This is a genomic window from Candidatus Methylospira mobilis (assembly GCF_009498235.1).
Lineage (GTDB): Bacteria > Pseudomonadota > Gammaproteobacteria > Methylococcales > Methylococcaceae > Methylospira > Methylospira mobilis.
Genome location: NZ_CP044205.1, coordinates 3,394,180 through 3,419,704, shown reverse-complemented (window position 1 = coordinate 3,419,704; position 25,525 = coordinate 3,394,180). Strand labels below are relative to the sequence as shown.

Annotated in this window: 16 protein-coding genes; 13 read left to right on the top strand and 3 right to left on the bottom strand. The window is 57.3% G+C overall.

Translation table 11 applies throughout. From position 1 onward, the window contains the following. Nucleotides 1-2 precede the first annotated feature (2 nt). From F6R98_RS15560 to F6R98_RS15500, 13 genes are all read left to right on the top strand, one after another. Nucleotides 3-2,516, top strand: a complete 2,514-nt coding sequence (locus F6R98_RS15560; RefSeq protein WP_153249836.1) for a two-component system response regulator — start codon at nucleotides 3-5, stop codon at nucleotides 2,514-2,516. A 178-nt stretch (nucleotides 2,517-2,694) separates the two neighbouring features. Then, on the top strand, nucleotides 2,695-4,602 hold the full coding sequence (locus F6R98_RS15555) for a sensor histidine kinase (RefSeq protein WP_153249835.1): 1,908 nt from the start codon (nucleotides 2,695-2,697) through the stop codon (nucleotides 4,600-4,602). Between the two features lie 93 nt (nucleotides 4,603-4,695). Next, on the top strand, nucleotides 4,696-5,151 hold the full coding sequence (locus tag F6R98_RS15550; RefSeq protein WP_153249834.1) for a response regulator: 456 nt from the start codon (nucleotides 4,696-4,698) through the stop codon (nucleotides 5,149-5,151). Beyond that, complete coding sequence (locus F6R98_RS15545) at nucleotides 5,148-7,934, top strand: response regulator (RefSeq protein WP_153249833.1); 2,787 nt, start codon at nucleotides 5,148-5,150, stop codon at nucleotides 7,932-7,934. Before F6R98_RS15550 ends, F6R98_RS15545 begins: the two co-directional genes overlap by 4 nt. Nucleotide 7,935: 1 nt before the next feature. Beyond that, entirely contained in the window at nucleotides 7,936-8,253 is a 318-nt protein-coding gene (locus tag F6R98_RS15540) for a hypothetical protein (RefSeq protein ID WP_153249832.1), read from the top strand. A gap of 2 nt (nucleotides 8,254-8,255) precedes the next feature. Next, nucleotides 8,256-12,725 carry an AAA family ATPase gene (locus F6R98_RS15535; RefSeq protein ID WP_153249831.1) on the top strand — a complete coding sequence of 1,490 codons (4,470 nt, stop codon included), beginning with the start codon at nucleotides 8,256-8,258 and terminating at the stop codon, nucleotides 12,723-12,725. A 239-nt stretch (nucleotides 12,726-12,964) separates the two neighbouring features. Further along, entirely contained in the window at nucleotides 12,965-14,044 is a 1,080-nt protein-coding gene (locus tag F6R98_RS15530; RefSeq protein ID WP_153249830.1) for a uroporphyrinogen decarboxylase family protein, read from the top strand. Further along, nucleotides 14,026-16,239: a sensor histidine kinase gene (locus F6R98_RS15525; RefSeq protein ID WP_153249829.1), complete on the top strand. Its 2,214-nt coding sequence runs from the start codon at nucleotides 14,026-14,028 to the stop codon at nucleotides 16,237-16,239. The genes F6R98_RS15530 and F6R98_RS15525 overlap by 19 nt, the downstream gene beginning before the upstream one ends. A 76-nt stretch (nucleotides 16,240-16,315) precedes the next feature. Then, on the top strand, nucleotides 16,316-17,239 hold the full coding sequence (locus tag F6R98_RS15520; RefSeq protein WP_228124907.1) for a phosphate/phosphite/phosphonate ABC transporter substrate-binding protein: 924 nt from the start codon (nucleotides 16,316-16,318) through the stop codon (nucleotides 17,237-17,239). A gap of 13 nt (nucleotides 17,240-17,252) precedes the next feature. Next, on the top strand, nucleotides 17,253-19,487 hold the full coding sequence (locus tag F6R98_RS15515) for a PAS domain S-box protein (protein WP_194269972.1): 2,235 nt from the start codon (nucleotides 17,253-17,255) through the stop codon (nucleotides 19,485-19,487). Nucleotides 19,488-19,603: 116 nt separating this feature from the next. Further along, nucleotides 19,604-20,290 (top strand): YggS family pyridoxal phosphate-dependent enzyme, encoded by a 687-nt coding sequence (locus F6R98_RS15510; protein WP_153249827.1) that lies wholly within the window; start codon nucleotides 19,604-19,606, stop codon nucleotides 20,288-20,290. A 480-nt stretch (nucleotides 20,291-20,770) separates the two neighbouring features. Then, on the top strand, nucleotides 20,771-21,598 hold the full coding sequence (gene proC / locus F6R98_RS15505) for a pyrroline-5-carboxylate reductase (RefSeq protein ID WP_153249826.1): 828 nt from the start codon (nucleotides 20,771-20,773) through the stop codon (nucleotides 21,596-21,598). After that, entirely contained in the window at nucleotides 21,598-22,173 is a 576-nt protein-coding gene (locus F6R98_RS15500; protein ID WP_153249825.1) for a YggT family protein, read from the top strand. The genes proC and F6R98_RS15500 overlap by 1 nt, the downstream gene beginning before the upstream one ends. Before the next feature lie 288 nt (nucleotides 22,174-22,461). On the opposite strand, the gene argB is transcribed toward F6R98_RS15500, so the two are convergent. From argB to coaBC, 3 genes are read right to left on the bottom strand one after another with little or no spacing between them, the layout of a single operon-like run. Continuing rightward, entirely contained in the window at nucleotides 22,462-23,370 is a 909-nt protein-coding gene (gene argB, locus F6R98_RS15495; protein WP_153249824.1) for an acetylglutamate kinase, read from the bottom strand. A 12-nt stretch (nucleotides 23,371-23,382) separates the two neighbouring features. Further along, entirely contained in the window at nucleotides 23,383-23,838 is a 456-nt protein-coding gene (gene dut / locus F6R98_RS15490; protein ID WP_153249823.1) for a dUTP diphosphatase, read from the bottom strand. Then, nucleotides 23,810-25,039, bottom strand: a complete 1,230-nt coding sequence (gene coaBC / locus F6R98_RS15485) for a bifunctional phosphopantothenoylcysteine decarboxylase/phosphopantothenate--cysteine ligase CoaBC (protein ID WP_228124906.1) — start codon at nucleotides 25,037-25,039, stop codon at nucleotides 23,810-23,812. The genes dut and coaBC overlap by 29 nt, the downstream gene beginning before the upstream one ends. Nucleotides 25,040-25,525: the final 486 nt, after the last annotated feature.

Below are 25,525 nucleotides of genomic sequence, written 5' to 3'. Positions count from 1 at the left end.
TTATGTTGGAAAAACCTAAAATACTGGTCGTTGACGACGTTCGCGCCAATCTCGTCGCGATGCGCAAGCTGCTCAATCGCTTGAATTGCGATGCGATAGAGGCCGCCTCCGGCAACGAAGCATTGGCCTTGTGCATCGACCATGACTTCGCTGTTATCCTGCTGGATGTCGATATGCCGGGCATGGATGGCTACGAAGTCGCCCGGTTTTTGAAAGATGAGCCGTCCACCAGACACATACCGATTATTTTCGTCACCGCGACTTACGAAGATCAAGAACATCAGTTGCGTGGCTATGAGGCCGGCGCCGTCGACTATATCCATAAACCGGTTGATGACATCATACTGTTATCCAAGGCAGGTATTTTTCTCGATCTCTATAACAACCGTCAGATCGCCATGCGCGAACTGGCGCGCAGCGAAGCGATGCGTCTGGCTTCCATGGAGAGCGAAAAGCGTTTCCGGCTGGCATTGACCGACGCGCCGATTCCGATCATGCTGCACGCCGACGATGGCGAAGTGGTGCTGCTCAATCATATGTGGACGGAATTGACCGGCTATGCCCGGCGCGACATCGCCACTATCAAAGACTGGCTGGTCAGAGCCTTTGGCGAGCAGACGCTCGAAGAGCGGGAGCGTGAAATCGAGCGGCAGTTTGCCGAGGACGACTGGAACCCGCTGGACGAACAAAAACTGCGCGCCGCCAACGGTAATCATCTCTTCTGGGATTTTCGCAGCGGGTCTTTGGCGACGTTGCCGGATGGACGGCGTCTGGCCATCACCATGGCGGTGGATGTTACCGAACGTAAACGGGTCGAAGAAGAAATGCGTCTGGCATCGCTGGTGTTTCAGAGCAGCAGCGAAGGCATGACGATTACCGATGCGGATGCAACCATCATCAGCGTCAACCCGGCTTTCACTTCATTGACGGGCTACAGCCCGGATGAAGTCATCGGCAAAAAACCCAACATACTCAAATCCGGCAGGCATGACATTGCGTTTTATCAAGCCATGTGGCGGGATCTGAACAGCACCGGCCACTGGGGGGGCGAAATCTGGAACCAGCGCAAGAACGGCGAAGTTTACGCCGAACGGCTGCTCATCAATACTATCTATAACGACGATGGCGTTGCCCATCGCCGGGTCGCATTGTTTTCGGATATCACACAAAAGAAAAAGGATGAAGAACTGATCTGGCAGCAAGCCCACTTCGATCCGCTGACCGGGTTGCCCAATCGCCGCATGTTCCATGACCGCCTGCAACAGGAGATCAATAAAGCCGATCGCACCGGTTTGCCGTTTGCGTTGATATTTCTCGATCTGGATCGTTTCAAGGAGGTCAACGATACCTTCGGTCATAATATGGGCGACGAACTTCTGAAGCAAGTGTCTCAACGGTTGAGCTGTTGCGTACGAAACTACGATACCGTGGCCCGTCTCGGCGGGGATGAATTCACGATCATTCTGAGCAACCTGGAAGAACTGAACGGCGTGGAACGGGTTGCGCGGGCTATCCTGCACAACCTGTCCGAGGCGTTCCTGTTGGGCGATGAAGTGTTCCAGTCATCGGCCAGCATCGGTATCACCCTGTATCCGAAGGATGCCGATACCCTGGAAGCGTTGATCAAAAGCGCCGATCAGGCCATGTATGTCGCCAAACAACAAGGCCGCAACCGTTACCACTATTTCACGCCCTCGCTGCAGGAAAACGCTCAGGTTCGAATGCGCTTGATCAACGATTTGCGCGGCGCGCTCGCCGACAACCAGTTCCGCCTGTACTACCAGCCGATCATAGAACTGGCGACGGGGGGTATCCGCAAGGCGGAGGCGCTGATCCGCTGGCAGCATCCGACACGCGGGCTGATCGATCCTTACGAATTTATCCGCGTTGCCGAGGAAACCGGCATGATCGTCGAAATCGGCGATTGGGTGTGCCGGGAGGCGGCGCGTCAGGTTGGACACTGGCGCAGTGCCTTATCCATCGAATTTCAAATCAGCATCAACAAATCGCCTATGCAATTCAACGACGCGGAGGATGCCCAGACTGAGTGGCTCGATCAGGTTCGAGCACTCGGCCTGCCGACGCAAAGCCTCGGGGTGGAAATCACCGAGGGATTGCTGATGGATGCCGGCACAGATGTCATCGATAAATTGCTGGAGCTTCGCAATGCGGGTATCCAGGTATCGCTGGACGATTTCGGCACCGGATATTGCTCGCTGGCTTACCTCAAGAAGTTCCACATCGATTATCTCAAGATCGATCAATCCTTTGTGCGCAACCTGGCGCCCGACTCCGATGATATGGCGTTATGCGAAGCGATTACCGTGATGGCGCACAAACTGGGCTTGAAAGTGATCGCGGAAGGCGTTGAAACGGAGGATCAACGGAAGCTGCTGATCGATATCGGCTGCGATTATGGACAAGGATATCTGTTTTCCAAACCCATTCCATCCGAAGAGTTTGAGTTGTTGTTGACGAGCGGGCTGAACCACAGGCAGCGTGGAGCGCGTGAATAAAGATAGCTATAACTGTCGGAGTCCTTGTCGATACGCTCATAGTGTCCTGCAATCCCTGCCGAAAGGACGAGTCAGCGATTATTAAGAGGGAATATCTTCCATGGAAGTTTGGGTGAGTCGAATGGTTACAAAATTTAATGTTTCGGAATTTTTTTAAAAAAAACCGGCGGAACACTGCATGCAGTTCATCAAATTTATCGGCGAAAACGGCTTGATGCCGCATGGCTACTGCCTGAGCTGGAATCCCGCCCTGCTCAGTCTGCATGTGTTGTCGGATGTGATCATCGCGCTTTCCTATTACTCCATCCCGGTCTGTCTTGCCTATTTTGTCCGCCGGCGCAAGGATTTGCCCTACCGCCGGCTGTTTTGGATGTTCGGCTTGTTCATTGTGGCCTGTGGCACCACGCATCTGCTCGCCACCATCATTATCTGGGTACCGTTATACTGGCTGGACGGATTTGCAAAGGCGATTACCGCCTTGTTCTCGGCGGTTACCGCCGTGGCGATGGTTTGGATCATCCCGCGCGCCTTGCAGTTACCTACCAGCGTGCAACTGGAAGCTGAAATAGCGGAAAGAAAAAAGGCGCAGCAGGAACAGCAGGAAGTGCTGGATCGCCTGAACAAAATTGCCGGTCTGGTGCCGGGGGTGGTTTTCCAGTTTCGCTTGTGTCCGGACGGCAGTTCCTGTATCCCCTATGCCAGCGAAGGCCTTCGCACTATCTACCGGGTGGGTCCGGAGCAGGTCCGCGAAGATGCCTCAGGCGTCTTTGCCGTTGTTCATCCGGACGATATCGAGAACCACCTGGCCTCCATTCGGATATCGGCGCGCGACATGACTCCGTGGCATCAGGAATACAGGTTGCAGTTTGACGATGCAGCGGCGCTTTGGCTGCTTGGCAGCGCGCTGCCGCAACTGCAGCCGGATGGCTCGATACTCTGGCACGGCTTTCTGATTGATATCACCGAGCAGAAAGAGTTGGAAGAGGCGTTGCGCGAAAGCGCGCTTTACACGCGCAGCCTGATAGAGGCGAGTCTCGATCCCCTGGTCACGATCGGCGCCGACGGCAGGATCATGGATGTCAGCGCAGCCACCGAAAAAGCCACCGGCATTGCGCGCGACGCTTTGATAGGCAGCGATTTCTGCGATTATTTTACCGAGTCCGGACAAGCGCGTGCGGGTTATCAGCAGGTGTTCGAACAGGGCTCGGTGACCGATTATCCGCTCGTCATCCGCCATGTTTCAGGCAAGCTGACCGACGTGCTTTACAACGCCACGCTTTACCGCGATACGCAAGGGAAAGTGGCGGGTGTTTTCGCCGCCGCGCGCGATATCACAGCTCGTAAAAAGATGGAAGAGGAACTCCAGCGCTCCAATGCCGAACTGGATCAATTCGCCTACGCCGTTTCCCACGACATGCGCCAGCCGTTACGGATGGTCGCCAGTTATTTAACGCTGCTCGAAAAAGCGCTGGCGGGGCGGCTCGACGAGGATACCAGGGAATATCTCAGCTACGCGATCGAAGGTGCGAAGCGCATGGATCAGATGATACTCGCGATGCTCGATTTCTCCCGCGTGGGCCGCAAGACCGACCCGATAACGCCTATCTCCAGCCGTGAGGTGCTGGATGATACGCTGGCCATGCTCAAATCGGACATCATCGCCGGCGACGGGGCGGTAGAGGTGACGGGCGACTGGCCGGAGCTGGTTGCCAGCCGCGACGAACTGATGCGATTGCTGCAGAATCTGATCGGCAATGCGCTCAAATACCATGAGCCGGACCAGCCGCCGTGCGTGGAAGTCCATGCCGCCGCCACCCCCGCGCTGTTCCGGGTGACGGTCCGCGATCGCGGCATCGGCATAGACCCGAATCAGACCGAACGCTTATTCAAGGTTTTCTCCCGTCTGCAAGCCCGGACGCGCTTCGAAGGCACGGGTGTGGGTCTGGCTTTGTGCCGCAAGATAGTGGAGCATCACGGCGGCAGGATAGGCGTGGAATCGGCGGGCGAGGGCTGCGGCAGCACTTTCTGGTTCGAGTTGCCAAGAGCGTCAGCGCATGAAAAATCTTTGCGTGGACGGGTTTCCTGATCATAATGCGGGGCAGCCATTTCGAATTACCCGCAACAAGGGGCTGCATGATATGCCCAACCTAATCGACAACCAACCAGGCAATGACGCATCATGAGCACACTTGAACAGCCCTCTCCCTTCGAAATTCTGTTGCTGGAAGACGAACCCGCGGACGCAAATCTGGTGCGCATCGCACTCCGTGAGAACAAAATATTCTGCTGTTTGCATCATGTGCCGGATGGTCTGGCGGGTGTGGAATTTCTGCGGCGGCAAGGAAACTACGCGGATGCGCCGCGCCCGGATCTGATTCTGCTGGATCTCAATATGCCGCGCATGAACGGACGTGAGTTTCTTGCGGCTGTCAAGGCGGATGAACAGCTCAAGAGCATCCCTGTCGTGGTATTGACCACCTCGGATGTGCATAGGGACGTGGTGGCTTCCTACCAGCTCGGCGCCGCCGGGTACATTACCAAGCCGGTGGATTTCACGCAGTTCGCATCGGCCATCAATCAATTGGGTAATTACTGGTTCGCGCTGGTGCAGTTGCCGCCTGGCGACGATAGATGAGTCAGGCCGAACCCATCCGTGTTTTGCTGGTCGAAGACGAGCCGGGCGATGCTCAGCTGACGCAAATCGCGTTGCGGCAAGCCTCCCTGGCGCGTTTCGCCGTCACCTGGGTCGGTTCGATCAGCGAAGCCCAACAGCAGCTGGCGGTATCCCGCTTCGATGTGTTGTTGCTGGATCTGACGCTTCCCGATTCGGAAGGTCTGGAAACCGTCCGCGCCGCCCGGCAGTTGGCGAAGGCGATCCCGATCATCATATTGACCGGCCGCGACGATACCGATTTCGCGCTGAAAGCGCTGGATGCCGGGGCCACCGATTATATGGTCAAGGGCGATTTCGGCCATAAGGGGCTGACCCGCAGCATACACTACGCGCTGCATCGGATGGAAATGGAAGCCCATAATCGTCTGCTGATGAACGCCATCAGCACTGCGCCCAGCGGTATCATTATTACTGACCGGGACGCCCATATCGAATGGGCCAATCCGGCCTTTAGCCGGCTCACCGGATATACGATGGAGGAAGCCCGCGGTCATCGGCCCGCAGAGCTGGTGAAGTCCGGCGAACAGGACAACGCCTTCTACGAAGCGATGTGGCGGCGTATTCTCGCCGGTCAAGTCTGGCGCGGCGAGCTGATAAACAAACGCAAGGACGGCAGTCTCTACCACCAGGAGCTGATCATCTCACCGGTACGGGAAGAAACCGGGGAAATAGGCCACTTTGTCGGCATCACGCAGGATATTTCCGAACGCAGGCGGGCGGAAATGGAGCTTGCCAGGGCCAACCGTGCGTTGCGGATGTTGAGCGACTTTAATCAAGCCCTGATACGCATTACCGAGGAAACAGCGTTATTGAGCGAGGTGTGCAGGATCGCCATCGAAGTGGGAGGCTACCGTATGGCATGGGTCGCGTTCGCGGAACAGGATGAGACCAAAACCCTGCGACCTATGGCTCATGCCGGGTTCGATGCGGGATATATCGATTTGTTCCAACTTGGCTGGGCCGACAGCGAGCACGGTCAAAGACCGGCCGTGATTGCGATTCGCACCGGGAAGCCCTGCCTGGTGCGCGACATTCAAGGCGATCCGTCCTTTGCTTCCTTTCAGGACGAGGCTCTCCAGCGCGGCTATCAGGCAGTCATTGCGCTGCCGCTTATCAGCGAGGACAAGACGTATGGCGCATTAAGCGTCTATGCAGGCGAGGGGAACGCATTCGATGACCGGGAAGCCGGGGTGCTGAATGAGTTGGCGAATGATCTGGCTTTCGGTATCACCGCACTGCGTTCGCAGGCCGAACGCAAGCGGGCAGAGGAAGAGCTCATACGTTACAAGGATCAACTGGAGGAAACGATCCGGCAACGTACCGGGGAACTACTGCTGGCGCGCGACGCGGCCGAGGCCGCCAATCATGCCAAAACCCTTTTTCTGGCCAATATGAGCCACGAGCTGCGCACTCCGCTGAATGCGATACTCGGTTTCTCCAGCATGATGCGCCGCGACCCGGGCGCGACCGAAAGTCAGCGCGGCAATCTCGATGTCATCAATCGTAGCGGGGAGCATCTGCTGAGCCTGATCAACGATGTGCTGGAGATGGCAAAAATCGAGGCAGGGCGTCAGCAGTTGGTGATCGCCCCGTTTGACCTGGGCGGAATGGTGAGGGATGTCGCAACGATGATGCAGTTACGCGCCAGGGAAAAAGGACTGCAACTCCTGCTCGACCAGGATTCCGATTTTCCGCGCTACATCAAGGGCGACGAAGCGCGCCTGCGCCAGATTTTGGTCAATCTGGTCAGCAACGCGGTGAAATTTACCGAACAGGGCGGAGTAACCATCCGGCTGGGCGTGAAACGTTGTGCTTTGCCGACCCTGGTGGTGGAAGTCGAGGATTCCGGCCCCGGCATCAGCCCGGAAGACCGGCAACGCCTGTTCGAACCCTTCGTGCAACTGGCGGAGGGAGCGATGCAGCGCGGCACAGGCCTTGGGTTGAGCATCACCCGCCAGTTCGTGCAGCTTATGGGAGGAACCATCGCCGTCGAAAGCATGCCGGGCAAGGGGTCGCGGTTCCGAGTGGAATTGCCGGTGGAGGCGGCCAGCATAGCCGATACCGTCAAGCCGGAGCACAATAAACACGGCGATGTGGTGGGGCTTGCTCCGGGACAGCCCGGCTACCGTATCCTGATCGCCGAGGATCAATATGAAAATCAGTTGCTGCTCAGCAGGCTGATGACCGCCATCGGTCTTGATGTGAAAGTGGTGGAGAACGGCGAGCAGTGCGTGAAGCTCTTCCAGGATTGGCATCCCGACCTGATCTGGATGGACAGGCGCATGCCGGTCATGAACGGCGAGGAAGCCGCCAGATGCATTCGCCGGCTGCCCGAGGGACAGACGGTAAAGATCGTTGCGGTAACCGCTTCGGCGTTCATGGAACAACAACAGGAAATGCTTGATGCCGGGATGGACGACTTCGTGCGCAAACCTTACCGTTTCGAAGAAATCTATGACAGCCTGGCGCGTCAACTGGGCGTCAAATACCTCTACCATTCCGATATGGCTGCGGAATACAGTATGCCTGTAACGCTGACGTCTTCGATGCTGATCGAATTACCGGAGGCATTGCGCGAAGAACTCAGGGAAGCCCTGGAGAGTCTGGACAGCGAACGCATCGGCTCGGCCATACAGCAGGCCGGTAAAACGGATGTCGAGTTAAGCCGCATATTGTTCCTGCTCGCGGAAAATTTCGATTATCCGGCCATACTGAACGCACTTCATGAAACCGGCAGTGTGTAGCGTGGAGAAGCTGTTTCTTTTCAAAATGAAGGTGAACCCCTATCTATTTGCCGTCGCCGCGTTGGTCCGTATCGGGTCTTTCTATATCCTCGGGTCGGGCATTACCTGGGTAACGTTCTGTTCCGTCCTGATGGGAGCCGCGGTTTACGGAAGGATATACGCCGGGATTGGCTTGGCTCTGTGCCGTACAATTGTGGAGCATCATCATGGCGGCAGGATAGGCGTGGAATTGGCGGGTGAAAGCTGCGGCAGCACCTCCTGGTTTGAATTGCCGAGGACACCCTCACATGAAAAGTCTTTGCATGAACGGATTTCCTGATCATGAACTCGTACGCCCAGGCTAGTCCCATGGACCCGGGCGACTGGACAAGACGGCTTGCAAGGCCGCATCGTCTGTATGGCCGCGAACAGGCTGCCGCCTCCCTCATGGAATCGTTTGACCGGATCAGCGTTGGACAGGGCGAAATAGTTCTGGTACCCGGTTATTCCGGGGTGGGGAAGAGCGCCCTGGTGCAGGAGATTCGAAGACCGGTACGGAACCGGAATGGTTTTTTCCTTCAGGGCAAGTTCAACCAGTACCAGCAGAATATCCCGTACTTCGCGCTCAGGCAGGCCCTGGCCGGACTCGCCCGCGAATTGCAATCCGAGGACGAGCCATTGCGACAGCAATGGAAATCCACATTGCAGCAGGCGGTGGGTTTCCTGGGCCGTCTGCTGGTCGATCTGGTCCCGGAATTCGATTCCCTGCTCGGCCCACAGCCGGTGGTGACGGAGATCAGTCCGCTGGAGGCCAGACATCGCTTTGCAGGTGTTCTTAGAAACTTCTTTGCTGCGGTCTGCCGGCCCGAACATCCGGTGGTGCTGTTTATCGATGACTGGCAGTGGGCGGACACCGCTTCTTTCGAACTGCTCAAACAGTTGCAGATAGGAACCACTCTCCGTTATTTGCTGATGATCGCTCCCTATCGGGACAACGAGGTGGATCGCGCTCATCCGCTGGTCGTCACCGTGGAAGAGCTCCGCCGCCAGAACATTCCGGTCAGCGTTATCGAGATAGGCAACCTTGGGGTGAAGGAGGTGACGGCCTGGGTGAAAGACCTGCTCCAGCCAGCGGTCGAAAATCCCGAAGCGCTCGCCAAATTCATCCACAGCCGGACCGGAGGCAATCCTTTTTTCACGCAGGCTTCGCTTGCATTTCTTCACGATTTCGGCTTGATTCTTTTCGACCAGCGCAGCGATTGCTGGCGCTGGACGATGGAAACAGCAGGCGTTGCCGGACTGCCCGAGGACGTGGTGGAACTCTTTCGTCTTCGGCTCCTTCGTCTTGATCAAGGCAGCCGGGATCTGCTCGCCCGGGCGGCGTGCCTGGGCAGTCATTTCGACCTGGGCAGCCTGGCGGTCATCAGCGGGCGGAGTCCTGACGAATGCCGGTCCCTCCTGCTCGCCACTCAGGAAATGGTTGTGCCGACGGCTGGGGATGACGCGCCGCCAGGATTCATGTTCGTCCACGACCGGGTGCAACAAGCCGCCTATGGATTGATCCCTTCCGAAGATCTGCCTTCGGTCCGTCTGGAGATCGGCCGGCTGCTTCTGGCCCGCCTTGGCCCGGAACAACTGGCCGAACGATTGTTTGAGGTAGCCGAGCACCTGAACATCGGACAACTGCTGATAGAGGATACCGCCGAACAGGTACAGGCAGTCGAACTGAATGTGGCTGCGGCATGCAAGGCCCGGGCCGCCACCGCCTACCGGGCGGCTCTCCAGTTTCATCGCGCGGCGGGTCATTTCCTCGCAATTCCCTCCTTTGCCGAACATCTCTGGAGCACCCGCCACGAACTGGCGCTTTCGTTATTGCAGGAATGGGCGGAAAGCGAATTTCTCGAAGGAGACCGGACAGCGGCCGAACAATGCGTCGAGCAGGCGGCAGCCCACGCCCGCACACCGATTGAGAAAGCGGGAGTACTCAATATCCTGATTGTCCAGAATACCCTGCTGGCCCGCTACCCGGAGGCTATTGCCGCGGGCCAGCTCGCCTTGGCCGCCCTTGGGATCATCCTTCCCGAGAAAGGCTATGAGACAGCGTGCGAGACCGAGATCGACCTCGTGCGCCGCAGTCTTATGGGCCGCTCGGTCGCCTCGCTCGCCGATTTGCCGGTCATGAATCATCCGGAGATGCGCATGGCAGCGAAGATACTCATCACCATGGGGCCGCCTTGTTACCGTTCGCACCAGCGGCTCTGGGGCGTGATCGTGCCGAAGGTGGTCAACCTGACGCTCCGCTACGGCAATATCGAGCAGGTGGGCTACAGTCATCCCGCTTTTGCAGGGCTGCTCTGCTGGGTCGCCAATGACCTTGCCCTCGCGAGAGAGTTCGGTGAACTCGCTACGCGGCTCATGACCCATACTTTCCACTCTCCTTCCGACCGGAGTGTGTACGCGCTGATGTTCGGCAGCTCGGTACGGCACTGGTTCCACCCTCTCAAAAGAGGGAGCGAAGACTATGCCGAGGCCTGTGAAATCGGCCTGCAATCGGGTAACCTGCAATATACCGCCTATGCCTTCGGGCACAACATGTATTGCCGCTTCTACCAGGGCGTTGCCTTGGACGATCTGATTGAAGAATCGCAACGCTCGCTCGCTTTTACCCGGACACGCTTCAACCAATGGGCCATTGATCTTCTGGAGGGGGGGCTACGGATATTTTCTTCTCTTTCGGACGCTGAAGAAAATACATCCGGATGCGAATCCTTGTCGGAAGTCGACTATCTGGGGGCGGTCGAGGCGCACCGCAACATCCAGGTCACCTGTATCTACAAGATCCTGAAGACCTTCTCCCTGCTGCTGCTGGGCCGTTACGATGCCGCCCTGGAAATGTCCGGTCAGGCGGAAGCTATCCTCTACACGGTGGGCATGCAGGGACTGCTGCCCTGGCCGGAGCATCGCTTTGCGCGCCTGCTCATCCTCACGGCGCTTGCGCCGGATGCGGACGAAAGGCGACAGGCCGAACGGCGCGCCGAACTGGAGTGGATCATTGCCCAGCTTCGCCTCTGGACGGATTATTGCCCGGAAAATTTCGAGCACCAGTATCAGCTGGCGGCTGCGGAACTGGCTCGGCTCGACCGCCGCGCCACGGAGGCCATGGCGTGCTATGAGCAGGCTATCGACCGAGCCGGGGCAGGTGGCTTTGTCCAGTGGGAAGGCATCGCGAACGAGCGGGCGGCTCGTTTCTGGCAAGAATGCGGCAGCGGCCGATTAGCCCAGATATACTGGCAGCAGGCCTATATCTGCTTTGAACGCTGGGGTTCCAAGGCCAAACTCCAGGCGATGGAAAACGAATATCGTCGCTGGCTGGAGAGTGAGCTAACCCATTCGCCGGATATTGACGACATGCCGGCTGAGCAAACACGCAATACCCTACTGGAAAAACAGGTTCAACGTCTTCGTAGACTGGCTCTCCAGTCGGCCAGAGCCCAGATGCAAATCGAGGTGGAAAGACAGGCGGGAGAACAGGTGCGAGCCACCGAACATCTTCGCGCAGAGGTCGCCGAGCGGAAGAGAGCCGAGGAGGCTCTGAGATTGGCGAAGGAGTCGGCGGAAGAGGGGTTGCAGAAAGAGCGGACGCTGATGGCAGCCATCGTCGAATCGTCCGAGGATGCCATCATTGGCAAGACGCTGGACGGCATCGTCACCAGTTGGAACCGGGCCGCGGAAAAGGTTTTCGGCTACACGGCGGAGGACATCATTGGGCAATCGGCACTTGTCCTCATTCCTGCCGAGCGCCGCGACGAGGAAGACATATTGCTCGCCGCCATCGGGTCCGGCAAATCGGTCAAGCCTTATGAAACGGAACGCGTCTGTAAGGACGGCCGCCGGATCGACATTTCCGTCACTGTCTCGCCTATCCGCGACAAGGCAGGCCGGGTCGTCGGCGCTTCGAAAATCGCCCGCGATATCACCGAGCGCAAAAAGATGGAAAATGCGTTGCGCGAAAGCGAACTTTATGCGCGCAGCCTGATAAGGGAGCTGGAGTTAAGCCAGACCGAACTACAGCGATTTGCCGAGATTTCCGCGCATCATTTGCAAGAGCCGGCTCGGCGGCTGGTCTCCTACGCCCAACGCCTGCGTATCCGCCTGGGCGACCGCCTTGATGACGAGGAGGCCCGGCAGTCACTGATTTACATTGAGCAAAGCGGTGTTCTGATGCGTGATTTGGTGCGAGGCATAGAGCATTATCTTTCGGCCGGCGTTCCTCGTGGACAGGTGGCGATGCAGGATACCGCTTCAATATTGGCCGAGCTGTCGCGGCGATTCGCTCCCCGTCTGGCCGCCGCCGATGCGACGCTGGAAACCGGAGTTTTGCCGCTCGTCCTGTTGGATAAACCCCGATTCATCGATCTGTTGGAAGTTCTGCTCGACAATGCCCTCACTCACAGGCTGCCTGAGGCGCAAACACGGATCCGTGTCAGCGGCGGGCAACGGGAAACCGTGACCTATCTGCGGGTGGAAGATAATGGTCCCGGTATTCCAGCAGAATACCGGACGCGCGTGTTCGAAGTGTTCGAGCGTTTGGCGACCAGGCCCGCAGGCGGTATCGGTATCGGCTTGGCCATCGCGCGTCGCATAGTCGAGAGTATGGGGGGTAACATAGAGATTGAAACCTCGCCTCTGGGTGGCATAGCTGTCGTTTTCGAGTTACCCGTTACGCTAAAAGCGGCATTTACCAACAAGCTCTGTTCCGGGCAGAGTCTGTCGAAGCCTGTTCGGCCCGACAACCAGGGGTTTCAGGCCTGAATCCCGGAAGTATTGGAATATAGCAAAGCCCTTCCTGCGTTCCTTTACTCGACCGGCAAGGCTTGGGCGTGCATTTCGTAAGGAATAAATACGGCGCCTGGTTTGCCTCCATCGTCTTTATGTGGGCGGGGCGGCGTTTCGTCTCGATCCGCAACTGTGGCGGGAGGTGGGCGCCGACGCCATGGGTGCAAGCTCCACCGATGCCATCCGTCTGGTCCGTCATTTTCTGGAGCACCGCCATGCCGCCTGAAACGCCACACTGCGAAATGACCTCCATGGAGCGCGTTATGACCACAATCGGCTTGCACGAGCCGGATCGCGTGCCGCTCTTTCTACCGCTGACCGTCCAGGGCGCTGCGGAAATGGGCGTTCCGCTGCAGGAATACTTCCGCTCGCCGCGCTTGATGGCGGAGTCGCAACTGCGCTTTCGGCAGCGCTATGGCAACGATTTTCTCTGTGGCCCCTCTTACTCGGCCGTTGAGTTCGAAGCATTCGGCGGCGAAGTCCGCTTTTACGACCGCGGACCGCCCAATGCAGGAGAACCCATCGTGCGGTCGCCGGACGATATCGCCGGACTTGGTGTCCCGCGCATAGAGGAATGCCCGGCGCTGTGCCGCCTGCTGGAAGCGCAGTCGCTGCTCAGCGCCGCGGCAAAAGGCGCGGTGCCGGTGGTCGGCGTGGTAGTGTCGCCCTTCTCCCTGCCTGTCATGCAGATGGGTTTTCCGGCCTATTTACAAATGCTGATGGACGCTCCCGAGGCATTGGAACCGCTGTGGTCGATCAACGAGACGTTTTGCGTTGCCTGGGCCAATGCGCAGTTGGCTGCGGGCGCCACCGCGCTGGTTTACTCCGATCCGGTGAGTTCCAGCACGATTCTGACGCCGGAACTTTATCGCCGCCTGGGACAACCCATCGCCCGTCGCACCCTGGCGCGCATCGCCGGGCCGACCGTTACCCATTTTGCCAGTGGCCGCGCCCTGTCCATCCTCCCCGATGTGCTCGCGACAGGAACCCAGGGCGTCGCTATTTCCGCCGACGACGATCTCGCCGCAGTTAAGGCCGCTGTCGGCCGCCGCGCGTCTATTTTCGGTAATCTCAACGGCCTTGCCATGCTCCATTGGAACGAGGCGGAAGCGGAGCGTCAAGTCAAGAACGCCATTGCCGCCGCCGGCGTGGGCGGCGGCTTCGTTCTGACCGATCACCATGGCGAAATCCCTTTCGATGTGCCGGATGCCGTGCTGTTGGCGGTAGCCGAGAGCGTCAGACGCTGGGGGCAATATCCTCTTACCTGGGTGGATGCATGGCGAGCATCCCGCTGAAGCCCGGGCTGAGACTCGCCGTCTGCGCCTTCTTTGCCGACGAAATCAAAGCGGCGTTGGCGGCGGAGGGCAGGAGCGATGTCGAGATCGTGCCGATCCGCGGCGCTTGCGACGACCGCCCCTGCTCGGCCTTCACCGAGGAAATCCCGCCGCAACCAACCCTGCCGACGCTCCGCCTGATGGGTGCTTGTTCCGGTCTACCGGCTTGCCCGGCAACGCTGGCTTCGTGTTTCGAACTCGTGCTGGGCGTCGGCGCGGTGACGGAACTGCTGGCCCGAGGCGCACACCTGTTGACGCCGTCCATGGTGCGGGTCTGGCCGGAGACTACGCTGTGCCGTGACATGACGCCGGAGCAGTTGCGCGCGTATTACACCGAGTCCGTACGAGCCTGGGTGGTGATCGATCTCGGGGCGGCTTCGCTGACCGAGGCGGAGGGAGCGATCTTCGCATCCGCCACGGGGGTACCGCTGGAGACGCTTCCAGCCGGACTCGATCTGCTGCGCGCGACGCTCTCCAATACGCTGTTGCGCTGGGAGCTTCAGGAAACCAATACCCGCTATACCTGGCAAATCGCGGAAAACCAGCATCGTTTGGCCGATTTTACCATGGCCTACGATTTCATCGGCCGTCTGATGCCTTATCAGGGGGAGCAATGCATCATCGGCGACATCCTCGAACTGTTCACTGTGCTTTGCGCGCCGCGGGCGGTGCACCTTTTGCTCTCCGGCGATAATGACGCATGGCAATATTTCTCGCACCCGGCGGGTAGCGGGAATTCGGATATGCTGTTACGACTCCTGCAACGACCCGAGCCCCATGGCGTGCTGGATACAATCCAGGGCTTCTATTTTCACATCATCTACGGCGAACAAACGATGGGCCTGGTGGCGGTGGAAGAAATTCTGAATGCCGAACGGCAACGCGCCTATCTGAATTTGGCGCTCCTGCTCATGCCCGTATTGCGCGTGGCTATTGCCAATGCGCGCACCTACGACAGGCTATGCGACACGGAGCGCGCTCTGCGCGCATCCCAGGCGGAACTGGAGCAGCGTGTCGAAGAGCGCACAGCCGAGTTGACGATGGAAATCACCGAGCGCAAGCAGACGGAAGAGGCGTTGCGCGAAAGCGCGCTTTACGCGCGCAGCCTGATTGAAGCCAGCCTTGATCCTCTGGTTACGATAGGTGCCGACGGCAGAATCATGGATGTCAATGCATCCACCGAAAATGCCACCGGCGTAACACGCGGCAGGCTCATAGGCAGCGATTTTTCCGATTATTTTACCGAGCCGGAAAAAGCGCGCGCCGGTTATCGGCAGGTGTTCGAACAGGGCTCCGTGACCGATTACCCGCTTGCAATCCGCCATGCTTCAGGCAAGCTGACCGATGTGCTTTACAACACGACGCTTTACCGCGATATACAAGGGAACGTGGCCGGTATATTCGCCGCTGCACGCGATATCACCACACGCAAAAAGGTGGAAGAGGAGCTCAAGCGTTCCAATGCCGAGCTGGATCAGTTCGCCTATGCCGTTTCCCACGACATGCGCCAGCCGCTACGCATGGTCACCAGTTACATGTCGCTTATAGAAAAAGCGCTGGATGAACAGCTCGACGAAGATACCCGCCAGTACATGATATTCGCTATCGACGGCGCGACGCGCATGGACCGGATGATCCTCGCGATGCTGGACTACTCCCGCATTGGCCGCAAAACCGATCCGATAACGCCTGTTTCCAGTCGTGAGGTACTGGATGAGGCGCTGACCATGCTTAAGCCGGGTATCACTTCCGGCGCTGCAACGGTAGAGGTGACGGGCGATTGGCCGGAACTGGTCGCCAGCCGCGACGAATTGATGCGATTGCTGCAAAACCTGATCGGCAATGCGCTCAAATATCATGAACCGGATCAGCCGCCGCGCGTGGAAGTCCATGCAGCTGCCACGCCCACGCTGTTCCGGGTGACGATCCGCGATCACGGCATCGGCATAGACCCGAATCAGAGCGAACGCTTATTCAAGGTTTTCTCACGCCTGCAAGCCCGCACGCGCTTCGAAGGCGCCGGAATCGGTTTGGCTTTGTGCCGCAAGATTGTGGAGCATCATGGCGGTAGAATAGGCGTGGAATCGGCAGGCGAAGGTTGTGGCAGCACTTTCTGGTTTGAATTGCCGCTGAAATCTGCGGCTGAAAAATCGTAACTGTTCAGCTCCCTTGCCGTCGGAAATTGATATGCGGGATTGTCGCCCGTTACGGCGTTTTCATCCGGAGACTGCAATGTTTAACTCCATTCACAGGAATATAAGCGGGTGGGTCATGCTCGCCACGGCGCTGTTGTTGGCGACGGCTTGCGGCAAACAGGAAGAAAGCGCTTACCAGCCCAGCCTGAGCCCCAGGAGCCAGTCGCAGGCGACGGAGTACGTGGTCGGTATTCATCCCCTGCATAATCCCCAGCGTCTGATGGACGTATACGGACCGATCGTGGACTACATGAACAGCCATATCCCGGAAGCGCGCTTCAAATTGGAGGCGTCCCGCAACTACGGGGAATTCGAAAAAAAACTCTACGCCGGGCATTTCGACTTCGCCATGCCCAACCCCTATCAAACGATACTTTCCCTCAAACATGGCTATCGCATATTTGGCAAAATGGACGATGACGAGGTTTTTTACGGCATCATCCTGATACGCAAGGATAGCGGCATCCGCGAAGTGGCCGATCTCAAGGGCAAAGCAGTTGCCTACCCGGCCGAGACTGCGGTGGCGGCAACCATGATGCCGCAGTACTATCTGCACGCCCACGGCATCGACGTCAATCGCGACATCGAAAACCGTTACGTGGGCTCTCAGGAATCGGTAATCATGGATGTATTGCTGGGTCATGTAGCCGCCGGCGCTACCTGGCCGGTACCCTGGGAGGCTTTTTCCGCGGAGTACCCCGATTTGGCGAGCCAGCTCATTGTAAAATGGAAAACCAAACCCTTGCTCAATAACGGCTGGGTGGCGCGCAAGAATATTCCGGCGGCGGTTGCCGACCGGTTTGCTCAACTGCTGTTCGATCTGAATCAAAGCGGGCAGGGCAAGGCGCTGCTCGAGCGTCTGCCTCTTTCCCGTTTCGAACCGGCAACGGATGAAACTTATCGCCCGGTACGTGATTTTCTGGCAATTTTTTCCAAAACAATCCGCCGGGTCGAGTACTGAAGCGTACATGGCCATGCATCCGATCCGACGCTCGCTTGAACGACTCCGTCAGGTGTGGCATCAATCCATTCGCCGCCAGCTCGCGTGGTCATTTTCACTGGTTTCGCTGACCCTCATCCTGGGAAGCGGCTATCTTCTTTTCCGTTATCAGCGCAATTTTCAATACGCGCAGAGCACCGAGGGCGCAATCGGCCTGGCGCAAGCGTTATCCTTCAGCAGCGTATCCTGGGTATTGGCGGACGATGTTGCCGGTTTGCAGGAAGTATTAAAAGGCGCGACGCAAACCAAGGACATCAAGTTTGCCGTCGTGCTGTCGCCTCAGGGCGAAGTACTCGCCTCGACCCGATCCGAATATATTGGTCAGTCGCTCGGCGACGCAATCAGTCTGCGCTTGTTAACACTGCAGCCAGAGCCGCATATCCTGCTCAATGCATCCAACCTGATCGACGTTGCGGTGCCGATCAAGGCCGGCAATCGCCCTATTGGCTGGGTACGGGTTGAGCTGACGCGGGACACCGTGAACGCCAATTTGCGCAAGATTGCCTTCGCCGGTATTGGCATAGCCGTTTTTCTGTTGCTGATGATCGCCATTATTGCCGCCTGGATCGCACGCAGCCTGACCAGTGGATTGGACCGTCTGGCGAAAGTTGCCATCAACATGGAACATGGACAGGCATTCCAACGCGCTGAAATTGAGCGCGCGGATGAAATCGGCGTCCTAGCGCGCCAGCTATACCGGATGCTGGATGCAATTGCCGCGGAAAAAAAAGCAAGCTTCGAAAGCAGCGCCCGTCTGCGCATGATATTCAATACGGCGCATGATCTGATCTGGCTTAAAGATATGAAGGGCGTATATCTTGCCTGTAATCCGATGTTCGAACGTTTTTTGGGTGCAAAAGAGGCAGAAATCATTGGGAAAACCGACCACGATTTCGCCGGTACCGGCCTTGCTGATTTTTTTCTGTCGCATGACCGCCGCGCCATGGCGTCGGGGAATTCCATTACCCGGGAAAAATGGGTAACCTTTGCCGATGACCGGTATAAAGCCTTACTTGAAATCGTCATCACGCCAATAGAGGATGCGTCAGAGCACCTGACCGGCGTACTGGGCATCGCCCATGATATTACGGCGCGCAAACAGACCGAAATAGCGCTGAAACGGGAGAGCGAAAAAAACCTTGCACTGTTGCGCAATGCCAGCGACGGCATTCATATCCTGAACATCAACGGCAACATCATTGAGGCGAGCGAATCATTCTGCGCCATGCTGGGCTACCGGCGCGCCGAAATAATCGGCATGCACGTCTCTCAATGGGACGCGCAATTCGTCGGTGCCGACATCGGCCGCATTCTCGATCAACAATTCGCACAACAGGGCCGCTCCCAGTTCGAAACTCGCCACCGGCGTAAAGACGGAACCGTTTTCGATGTCGAGGTCAGCGGCTTTCCACTCGAACTGGAAAGTAAGCCGGTACTGTTCAATTCCTCTCGCGACATCACAGAGCGCAAAAAGATGGAAGAGGAGCTCAAGCGTTCCAATGCCGAACTGGATCAATTCGCCTACGCCGTTTCCCACGACATGCGCCAGCCGTTACGGATGGTCGCCAGTTATTTAACGCTGCTCGAAAAAGCGCTGGCGGGGCGGCTCGACGAGGATACCAGGGAATATCTCAGCTACGCGATCGAAGGTGCGAAGCGCATGGATCAGATGATACTCGCGATGCTCGATTTCTCCCGCGTGGGCCGCAAGACCGACCCGATAACGCCTATCTCCAGCCGTGAGGTGCTGGATGATACGCTGGCCATGCTCAAACCGGACATCATCGCCGGCGATGGGGCGGTAGAGGTGACGGGCGACTGGCCGGAGCTGGTTGCCAGCCGCGACGAACTGATGCGATTGCTGCAGAATCTGATCGGCAATGCGCTCAAATACCATGAGCCGGACCAGCCGCCGTGCGTGGAAGTCCATGCTGCCGCCACCCCCGCGCTGTTCCGGGTGACGGTCCGCGATCGCGGCATCGGCATAGACCCGAATCAGACCGAACGCTTATTCAAGGTTTTCTCCCGTCTGCAAGCCCGGACGCGCTTCGAAGGCACGGGTGTGGGTCTGGCTTTGTGCCGCAAGATAGTGGAGCATCATGGCGGCAGGATAGGCGTGGAATCGGCGGGCGAGGGCTGCGGCAGCACCTTCTGGTTTGAATTGCCAATGGACACCCGGTCTTCCCGGCAATCAACCGGCGCATCATGACCACACTGGCACAGCCTTCCTCGGAAACTCGACTATCCGTAAATAGCTATGCCGGTGGCCTATGCGCAGCGTGGTGAGATAGAATGGGCGGCAGGATATTCTACTCAGATTTACCGATGACATCGATTGCCGAACGCCTTCAACTTGTAAAACAGCGCTTATTGTGCGCCGAGGCGTCGGCTGGGCGGACGCCGGGGTCGGTGACATTGGTGGCAGTGAGCAAAACGCAGCCGACTTCCTGTATCAGGGAGGCCTGGGACGCGGGCCAGCGCCATTTCGGAGAGAGTTATCTGCAGGAGGCCCTGGCTAAACAAGCCGAGCTTGCCGGTCTGGATTTGATCTGGCATTTCATCGGGCCGATACAATCCAATAAAACGCGCTTGATTGCCGGGCATTTCGAGTGGGTGCATGGCGTCGACAGGCTTAAAATAGCCGAGCGTTTGAACGAGCAGCGTCCCGAAAATCTGCCGCCGCTTAACGTATGTTTGCAGGTCAATATCAGCGATGAAGCCAGCAAGTCGGGGGTCAGCCTCGCAGAGTTGCCCGCTCTGGCAGAGCAAGTGGTAAGGCTGCCGGGTTTAAAACTGCGCGGCTTGATGGCCATTCCTGAGCCGGGCGGAGGCATGGACAGGCAGCGCATTCCGTTCAGGCGTTTGCGCCTCGCGCTGGAAGCGCTGCATGCGCCGGGCATGGACACATTGTCCATGGGCATGTCAGACGATCTGGAAGCCGCTGTCATGGAGGGCGCTACCCTGGTGCGTATCGGTTCCGCCATTTTTGGCGCGCGTCCGGTCAGAATGTAAGCGGGGATGTTAAAATAATATTTGCTCCCACTCTCTCCATGGGCATGGATATCGGCACAAGTAAACAAGTCATTGTTTTTAATTGAACTTCCTTGTTGTGGAGGGGGGAGGGTGTAAAGCGCTTGTCGCTTGCGTCAAAGCTTTTGATAACTCAAACGCTTTTACCCTCAGCCTAACCCTCTCCCACAGGAGAGGGAACTTGTGTAGATACCTATGCTCTGGAGAAGGGCAGGGTGAGGATAAAACAGGCGGAAAGCTTACGATAGCGTTGGAGAAAATCAACCGCTTCAGACCTTCACTCCAACCCGGCTCCGCGTCCCGCGAAGTGTGTTGCATCACTGTTCAGCTACGGGGGGGCACGGGCATGCCTTGTGAAAAACCGCCTACGTCGCACGCAGGGTGAGCGCTGGGTTTAGATACCTATGCCATGGAAGGGGAAATTCAAATTTAAACAATTACCGGATTTGTTCGAGAAACGACATGAAACAACAAAAACTGGGCTTTATTGGGGCCGGGAACATGGCCGGCAGTTTAATTGCCGGATTGATTGCCGATGGTTACGCGCCTGCGAATATTTGGGTTTCCGACCCGAATCAAGACAAGCGCGAACAGTTTTCCGCGAGTTTTGGTATTCACACCACTCCGGACAACAATGAAGTGGTTAATCAGGCGCGGCTTGTCGTGCTGGCTGTGAAGCCTCAGGTTTTACGTTATACCGCGCAGGAGATTGCCGCCGCGATCCGGCAAAGCCAGCCCCTGGCTGTTTCATTGGCGGCTGGGGTAGCGATAGCCGACATAACGCGCTGGCTGGATGGTTATAGCAGCATAGTGCGCAGCATGCCGAACACGCCCGCGCTGGTCAAAAGCGGCGCAACCGGTTTGTATGCGCATGCTTCGGTCGGCTTCGAACAGCGCAATCAGGCCGAATCGGTGCTCAGGGCGGTCGGTCTTACCGTATGGGTGGAGAATGAAAGTTTACTGGATGTCGTTACCGCTTTGTCGGGAAGCGGACCGGCTTATTTTTTCCTGTTCATGGAGGCAATGGAAACTGCGGCAGTGCAGCTGGGATTGGCTCCGCAAACTGCGCGGATACTGACCCAGCAAACGGCACTGGGCGCGTCGCGTCTCGCCATTGAGTCCGATGAAGCGCCAGCGCAGTTGAGAGAAAAAGTGACTTCGCCCGGCGGCACAACCGAACAGGCGATACGCGTTTTCGAAGAATCCGGGTTGCGCGCCACCGTCGAGGCGGCCATACGCGCAGCCCAACAAAAGGCCGTTGAATTGTCGCAAGGCGCAGGAGTCGAATAATGGGTATCGAATATCTGGGGCAACCGCTGCTTTTCTTAATAGACACGCTATTCAGCCTGTACGTATTCGCTTTACTGCTGCGCTTTTTATTGCAACTGGTGGAGGCCGATTTTTACAATCCGGTTTCGCAGTTTCTGGTAAAAATCACCCACCCGCTGTTACGCCCGCTACGACGCGTGTTGCCATCCGTCGGACGGGTCGACAGCGCGTCCATCGCTCTGGTTTTTATCGTGCAGATACTGGCGGGCTACCTGATTTTTACATTGCAGGGATTGGCGTTGAATCCGGTGGCGCTTTCGGTCTGGGCGTTGCTGCAGATTTTGGACATGCTGTTCAATCTGTATATCTACGGTATTCTGGTTGTGGCGCTGTTGAGCTGGTTTGCGACGGCAACCTACAATCCGGCTATCAAGCTGCTGCATGGCTTGATGGATCCGGTGCTGGATTTTTTCCGGGGGCTGATCCCTGCTATAGGCGGCGTGGATTTGTCGCCGATGGCTGCTTTTGTAGCGCTGCAAGTGCTGAAAATGCTGATTACTCCGCCGTTGCAACAGCTTTTGGTGGTGTTGGGGTAGCAATTTTTGCATCAGCTTTGAGCCCGTGAAAGCCTGATCGGAGCATTGAAATTCGGTCATTGGTTGTGGCCGGCGTCGCCGGGTAGCGGTTATTAAATTAAAAGGCTTACTATCCAGCTGCCACTGCATATCCTGTAGGAGCGGCCTTTAGCCCGCGAGCGGTCTGTTATTCGCTGGCTAAAGCCCGCTCCTACTAACCGTTTCAGCCGAAGGCTCGCACGCCGCCGGTCAGTTTGAGGGCAACCGCCCCGCACAGGCTCCGCTGGCCGAAGCGTTACAATGCAAGTCTCAACGCCTCAGCATCAGCGTGCCGATGCCCTGATCGGTGAACAGCTCCAGCAATACGGCATGATCGGTGCGTCCGTCAATAACCTGAGCGCTGTTGACGCCCGCTTTAAGCGCATCGGTTGCGCAACGTGTTTTAGGGATCATGCCGCCGCTGATGGTGCCGTCTTCTATCAGCGCATCGACTTCCGGCAGGGTCAGACCGGTCAGCAGCTCCCCGTTTTTGTTCAGCACCCCCGGCGTGTTGGTAAGCAGAATCAGCTTTTCCGCCTTCAGAACCTCGGCCATTTTGCCCGCGACCAGATCGGCATTGATGTTGTACGAACGTCCGTCCGCGCCCACGCCTATCGGCGCGATAACCGGGATGAAATTGCTCTGTATCAGCATATGCAGTAGCGATGGGTCGATGCTTTCCACTTCTCCAACATAACCCAGGTCTATGATTTCCGGTTGATCAGCATCCTTGAACAACTGTGTGGCGACCAGACGCCGCGCTCTGACCAGCTGGCCGTCCTTGCCGGTCAATCCGACTGCGGAACCGCCGTGACGGTTGATCAGGTTGACGATTTCCTTGTTGACCAGCCCGCCCAGCACCATTTCGACCACATCCATGGTTTCGCTGTCGGTAACGCGCATGCCCTGGATGAATTCGCTGGTTTTGCCGAGGCGTTGCAGCACGCTGCCGATTTGCGGACCTCCTCCATGCACGATGACGGGGTTGATGCCGACCAGTTTGAGCAATACGATGTCGCTGGCGAAGCTGCTTTTCAACTGCTCGTCGGTCATGGCGTTGCCGCCGTATTTGATGACCAGGGTTTTACCCTTGAATCGCTGGATATAAGGCAGCGCTTCCGTTAATACGGTTGCGATCTGGGTGGCTGAGTGAGGGATAATGCTTGTCTGTTGTTTCATTCTTGCTTACGTTTACTGATGTCCGCTATGACCGAAGCCGCCTTCGCCGCGCCGGCTGGCGCTGAAGTCGTCGACCTGTTCGAATTCTACCTGAACGACCGGTACGAACACCATTTGCGCGATGCGGTCTCCCGGCTGAATTTCAAACGACTCCTGGCTGCGGTTCCAGCATGACACAAACACCTGGCCCTGGTAGTCCGAATCGATTAAACCGGTCAGGTTGCCCAGCACGATGCCATGCTTGTGGCCAAGGCCGGAGCGCGGCAGCAATACGGCTGCCAGTCCGGTATCCCCGATATGAATGGCGAGACCGGTCGGAATTAAAAAGGTCGCTCCCTGTTCCAGCCGCAAGGGTTCGTCAATACATGCGCGCAAATCCAGGCCTGCGGAGCCGGGCGTGGCGTATGCGGGGAGCGGAATGCTGTTGCCGAGGCGCTTGTCAAGAAGTTTGAGTTGAATTTTTTGCATGGAAGCGTTGTGCGATCAGGTTGATGAGTTGTTCGGCAATTCTCGTTTTGGAGGCAAGCGGCAGTACAATTGAGCCGTCTTGCCAGAAAACGCTCAGCGCATTGGTATCGCTGTTGAACCCGGTATTATCGTTGCCGATGGCGTTGGCGGCAATCATGTCGAGTTTTTTGTTTTGCAGTTTGCCTCGCGCATAATTTTCCAGGTCTTCGCTTTCTGCGGCGAATCCCACTGTGAACGGAGGGGGGGCGATCTGGGCCACCGCCGCCAGGATATCGGCGGTTTTTGAGAGCGGGATGCTGAGCTTGTCATCGGTTTTCTTGATTTTTTGCGATGAGTACTGCATGGGCGTGTAATCGGCCACTGCGGCAGCCCCTATATAAATATCGTAAGCGGCGGCGCGTTCCAGCACGGCCCGATGCATCTCCTGCGCGCTTTCGACCTGTATTTGTTCATGGCAGCGCGGCGGTTTCAGCGCTATGGGACCATGCACCAGTCCAACTTTGGCGCCGGCGCGCAGGGCGGCCAGCGCGATAGCCAGTCCCATTTTGCCGGAACTGCGGTTGCTGAGGTATCGGACGGGATCGAGCGGTTCCCGTGTCGGGCCCGCGCTGATCAATACCGATAATCCGGTCAGCACGCCGCTGCCCGATAATCCGGCAAGGTGTTGTAATAATACAGATGGTTCCAGCATGCGCCCCGGACCTTCCTCGCCGCAAGCCAGGCTGCCCTGCGCCGGCCCCAGTATCTGTACGCCCCAATCCGTTAAGCGAGCAACGTTTTCCTGCGTCGCCGGATGTTTCCACATGGCTTGATTCATAGCTGGCGCAATGGCCAGCGGACACGTTCGCGCAAGACACAGCGCCGATAATAGATCTGAGGCAAACCCCGCCCGCAGCCGAGCGATAAAGTCGGCGCTGGCCGGCGCAATCAGAATCAGATCGGCCCAGCGCGCCAGACTGATATGTCCCATGCCCGCTTCCGTCTGTGCGTCGAGCAGCTGCGTATGCACCGGATTGCCTGATAAGGCTTGAAATGTCAGCGCGCCTACAAATTGCATCGCGGCTTCGGTCATCGCCACGCGTACTTCCGCCCCTTCTACGCGTAGTAAACGCGTCAGTTCCGCCGTCTTGTAGGCGGCGATTCCGCCGGTTACGCCCAGCAGGATTTTCTTTCCGGCCGGCGGTAGCGCTAAGTTAATCAAGTTTCATCCTGAACTATTCTGGTTGAACGATTTAAAGCGTCATTAAGCCGGTACTGTCTGTACTTTCCCGGATAAATGCCTGGCTTACCCGCTTTATAGTAACTAAGTATGGTAGCTATTCAGCATCACCGAATGAGCAGTTATTCAAAGGGTTCCCAGGGTAGTCTGACGAGACCGGCTATGGCAGGGATGTCCGCGAGCCTCCATGAGCGCATAGCTTACTGTTTATGGTGGGCGGCGTCTATTCAGATTGATGGACGGAACAGTTTTGCTTTGATTTCTTGTAACTATTCAACCAAACCCGCAGGAAAGGAAGTGAGGTGAGTAAGGCGAGACCTTATGTGCCCATGGCGCTTCCTGGGACGGATTTGCAGCGTGACTCGACTGGCTTGCCTCGACTCGACTGCTTCGGTTATGACTCAGGGTAATCGTATTAAAGCTACAAAGTTATTTATAAACAAATGGATAGCATAATAGAGAGCCAAT

Excerpts from the sequence above, each read along its gene's own strand:
- F6R98_RS15560 (WP_153249836.1), top strand. The coding sequence starts at position 3 with ATGTTGGAAAAACCTAAAATACTGGTCGTTGACGACGTTCGCGCCAAT.
- F6R98_RS15555 (WP_153249835.1), top strand. The coding sequence starts at position 2,695 with ATGCAGTTCATCAAATTTATCGGCGAAAACGGCTTGATGCCGCATGGC.
- F6R98_RS15550 (WP_153249834.1), top strand. The coding sequence starts at position 4,696 with ATGAGCACACTTGAACAGCCCTCTCCCTTCGAAATTCTGTTGCTGGAA.
- F6R98_RS15545 (WP_153249833.1), top strand. The coding sequence starts at position 5,148 with ATGAGTCAGGCCGAACCCATCCGTGTTTTGCTGGTCGAAGACGAGCCG.
- F6R98_RS15535 (WP_153249831.1), top strand. The coding sequence starts at position 8,256 with ATGAACTCGTACGCCCAGGCTAGTCCCATGGACCCGGGCGACTGGACA.
- F6R98_RS15530 (WP_153249830.1), top strand. The coding sequence starts at position 12,965 with ATGCCGCCTGAAACGCCACACTGCGAAATGACCTCCATGGAGCGCGTT.
- F6R98_RS15525 (WP_153249829.1), top strand. The coding sequence starts at position 14,026 with ATGGCGAGCATCCCGCTGAAGCCCGGGCTGAGACTCGCCGTCTGCGCC.
- F6R98_RS15520 (WP_228124907.1), top strand. The coding sequence starts at position 16,316 with ATGTTTAACTCCATTCACAGGAATATAAGCGGGTGGGTCATGCTCGCC.
- F6R98_RS15515 (WP_194269972.1), top strand. The coding sequence starts at position 17,253 with ATGCATCCGATCCGACGCTCGCTTGAACGACTCCGTCAGGTGTGGCAT.
- F6R98_RS15510 (WP_153249827.1), top strand. The coding sequence starts at position 19,604 with ATGACATCGATTGCCGAACGCCTTCAACTTGTAAAACAGCGCTTATTG.
- proC (WP_153249826.1), top strand. The coding sequence starts at position 20,771 with ATGAAACAACAAAAACTGGGCTTTATTGGGGCCGGGAACATGGCCGGC.
- F6R98_RS15500 (WP_153249825.1), top strand. The coding sequence starts at position 21,598 with ATGGGTATCGAATATCTGGGGCAACCGCTGCTTTTCTTAATAGACACG.
- argB (WP_153249824.1), bottom strand. The coding sequence starts at position 23,370 with ATGAAACAACAGACAAGCATTATCCCTCACTCAGCCACCCAGATCGCA.
- dut (WP_153249823.1), bottom strand. The coding sequence starts at position 23,838 with ATGCAAAAAATTCAACTCAAACTTCTTGACAAGCGCCTCGGCAACAGC.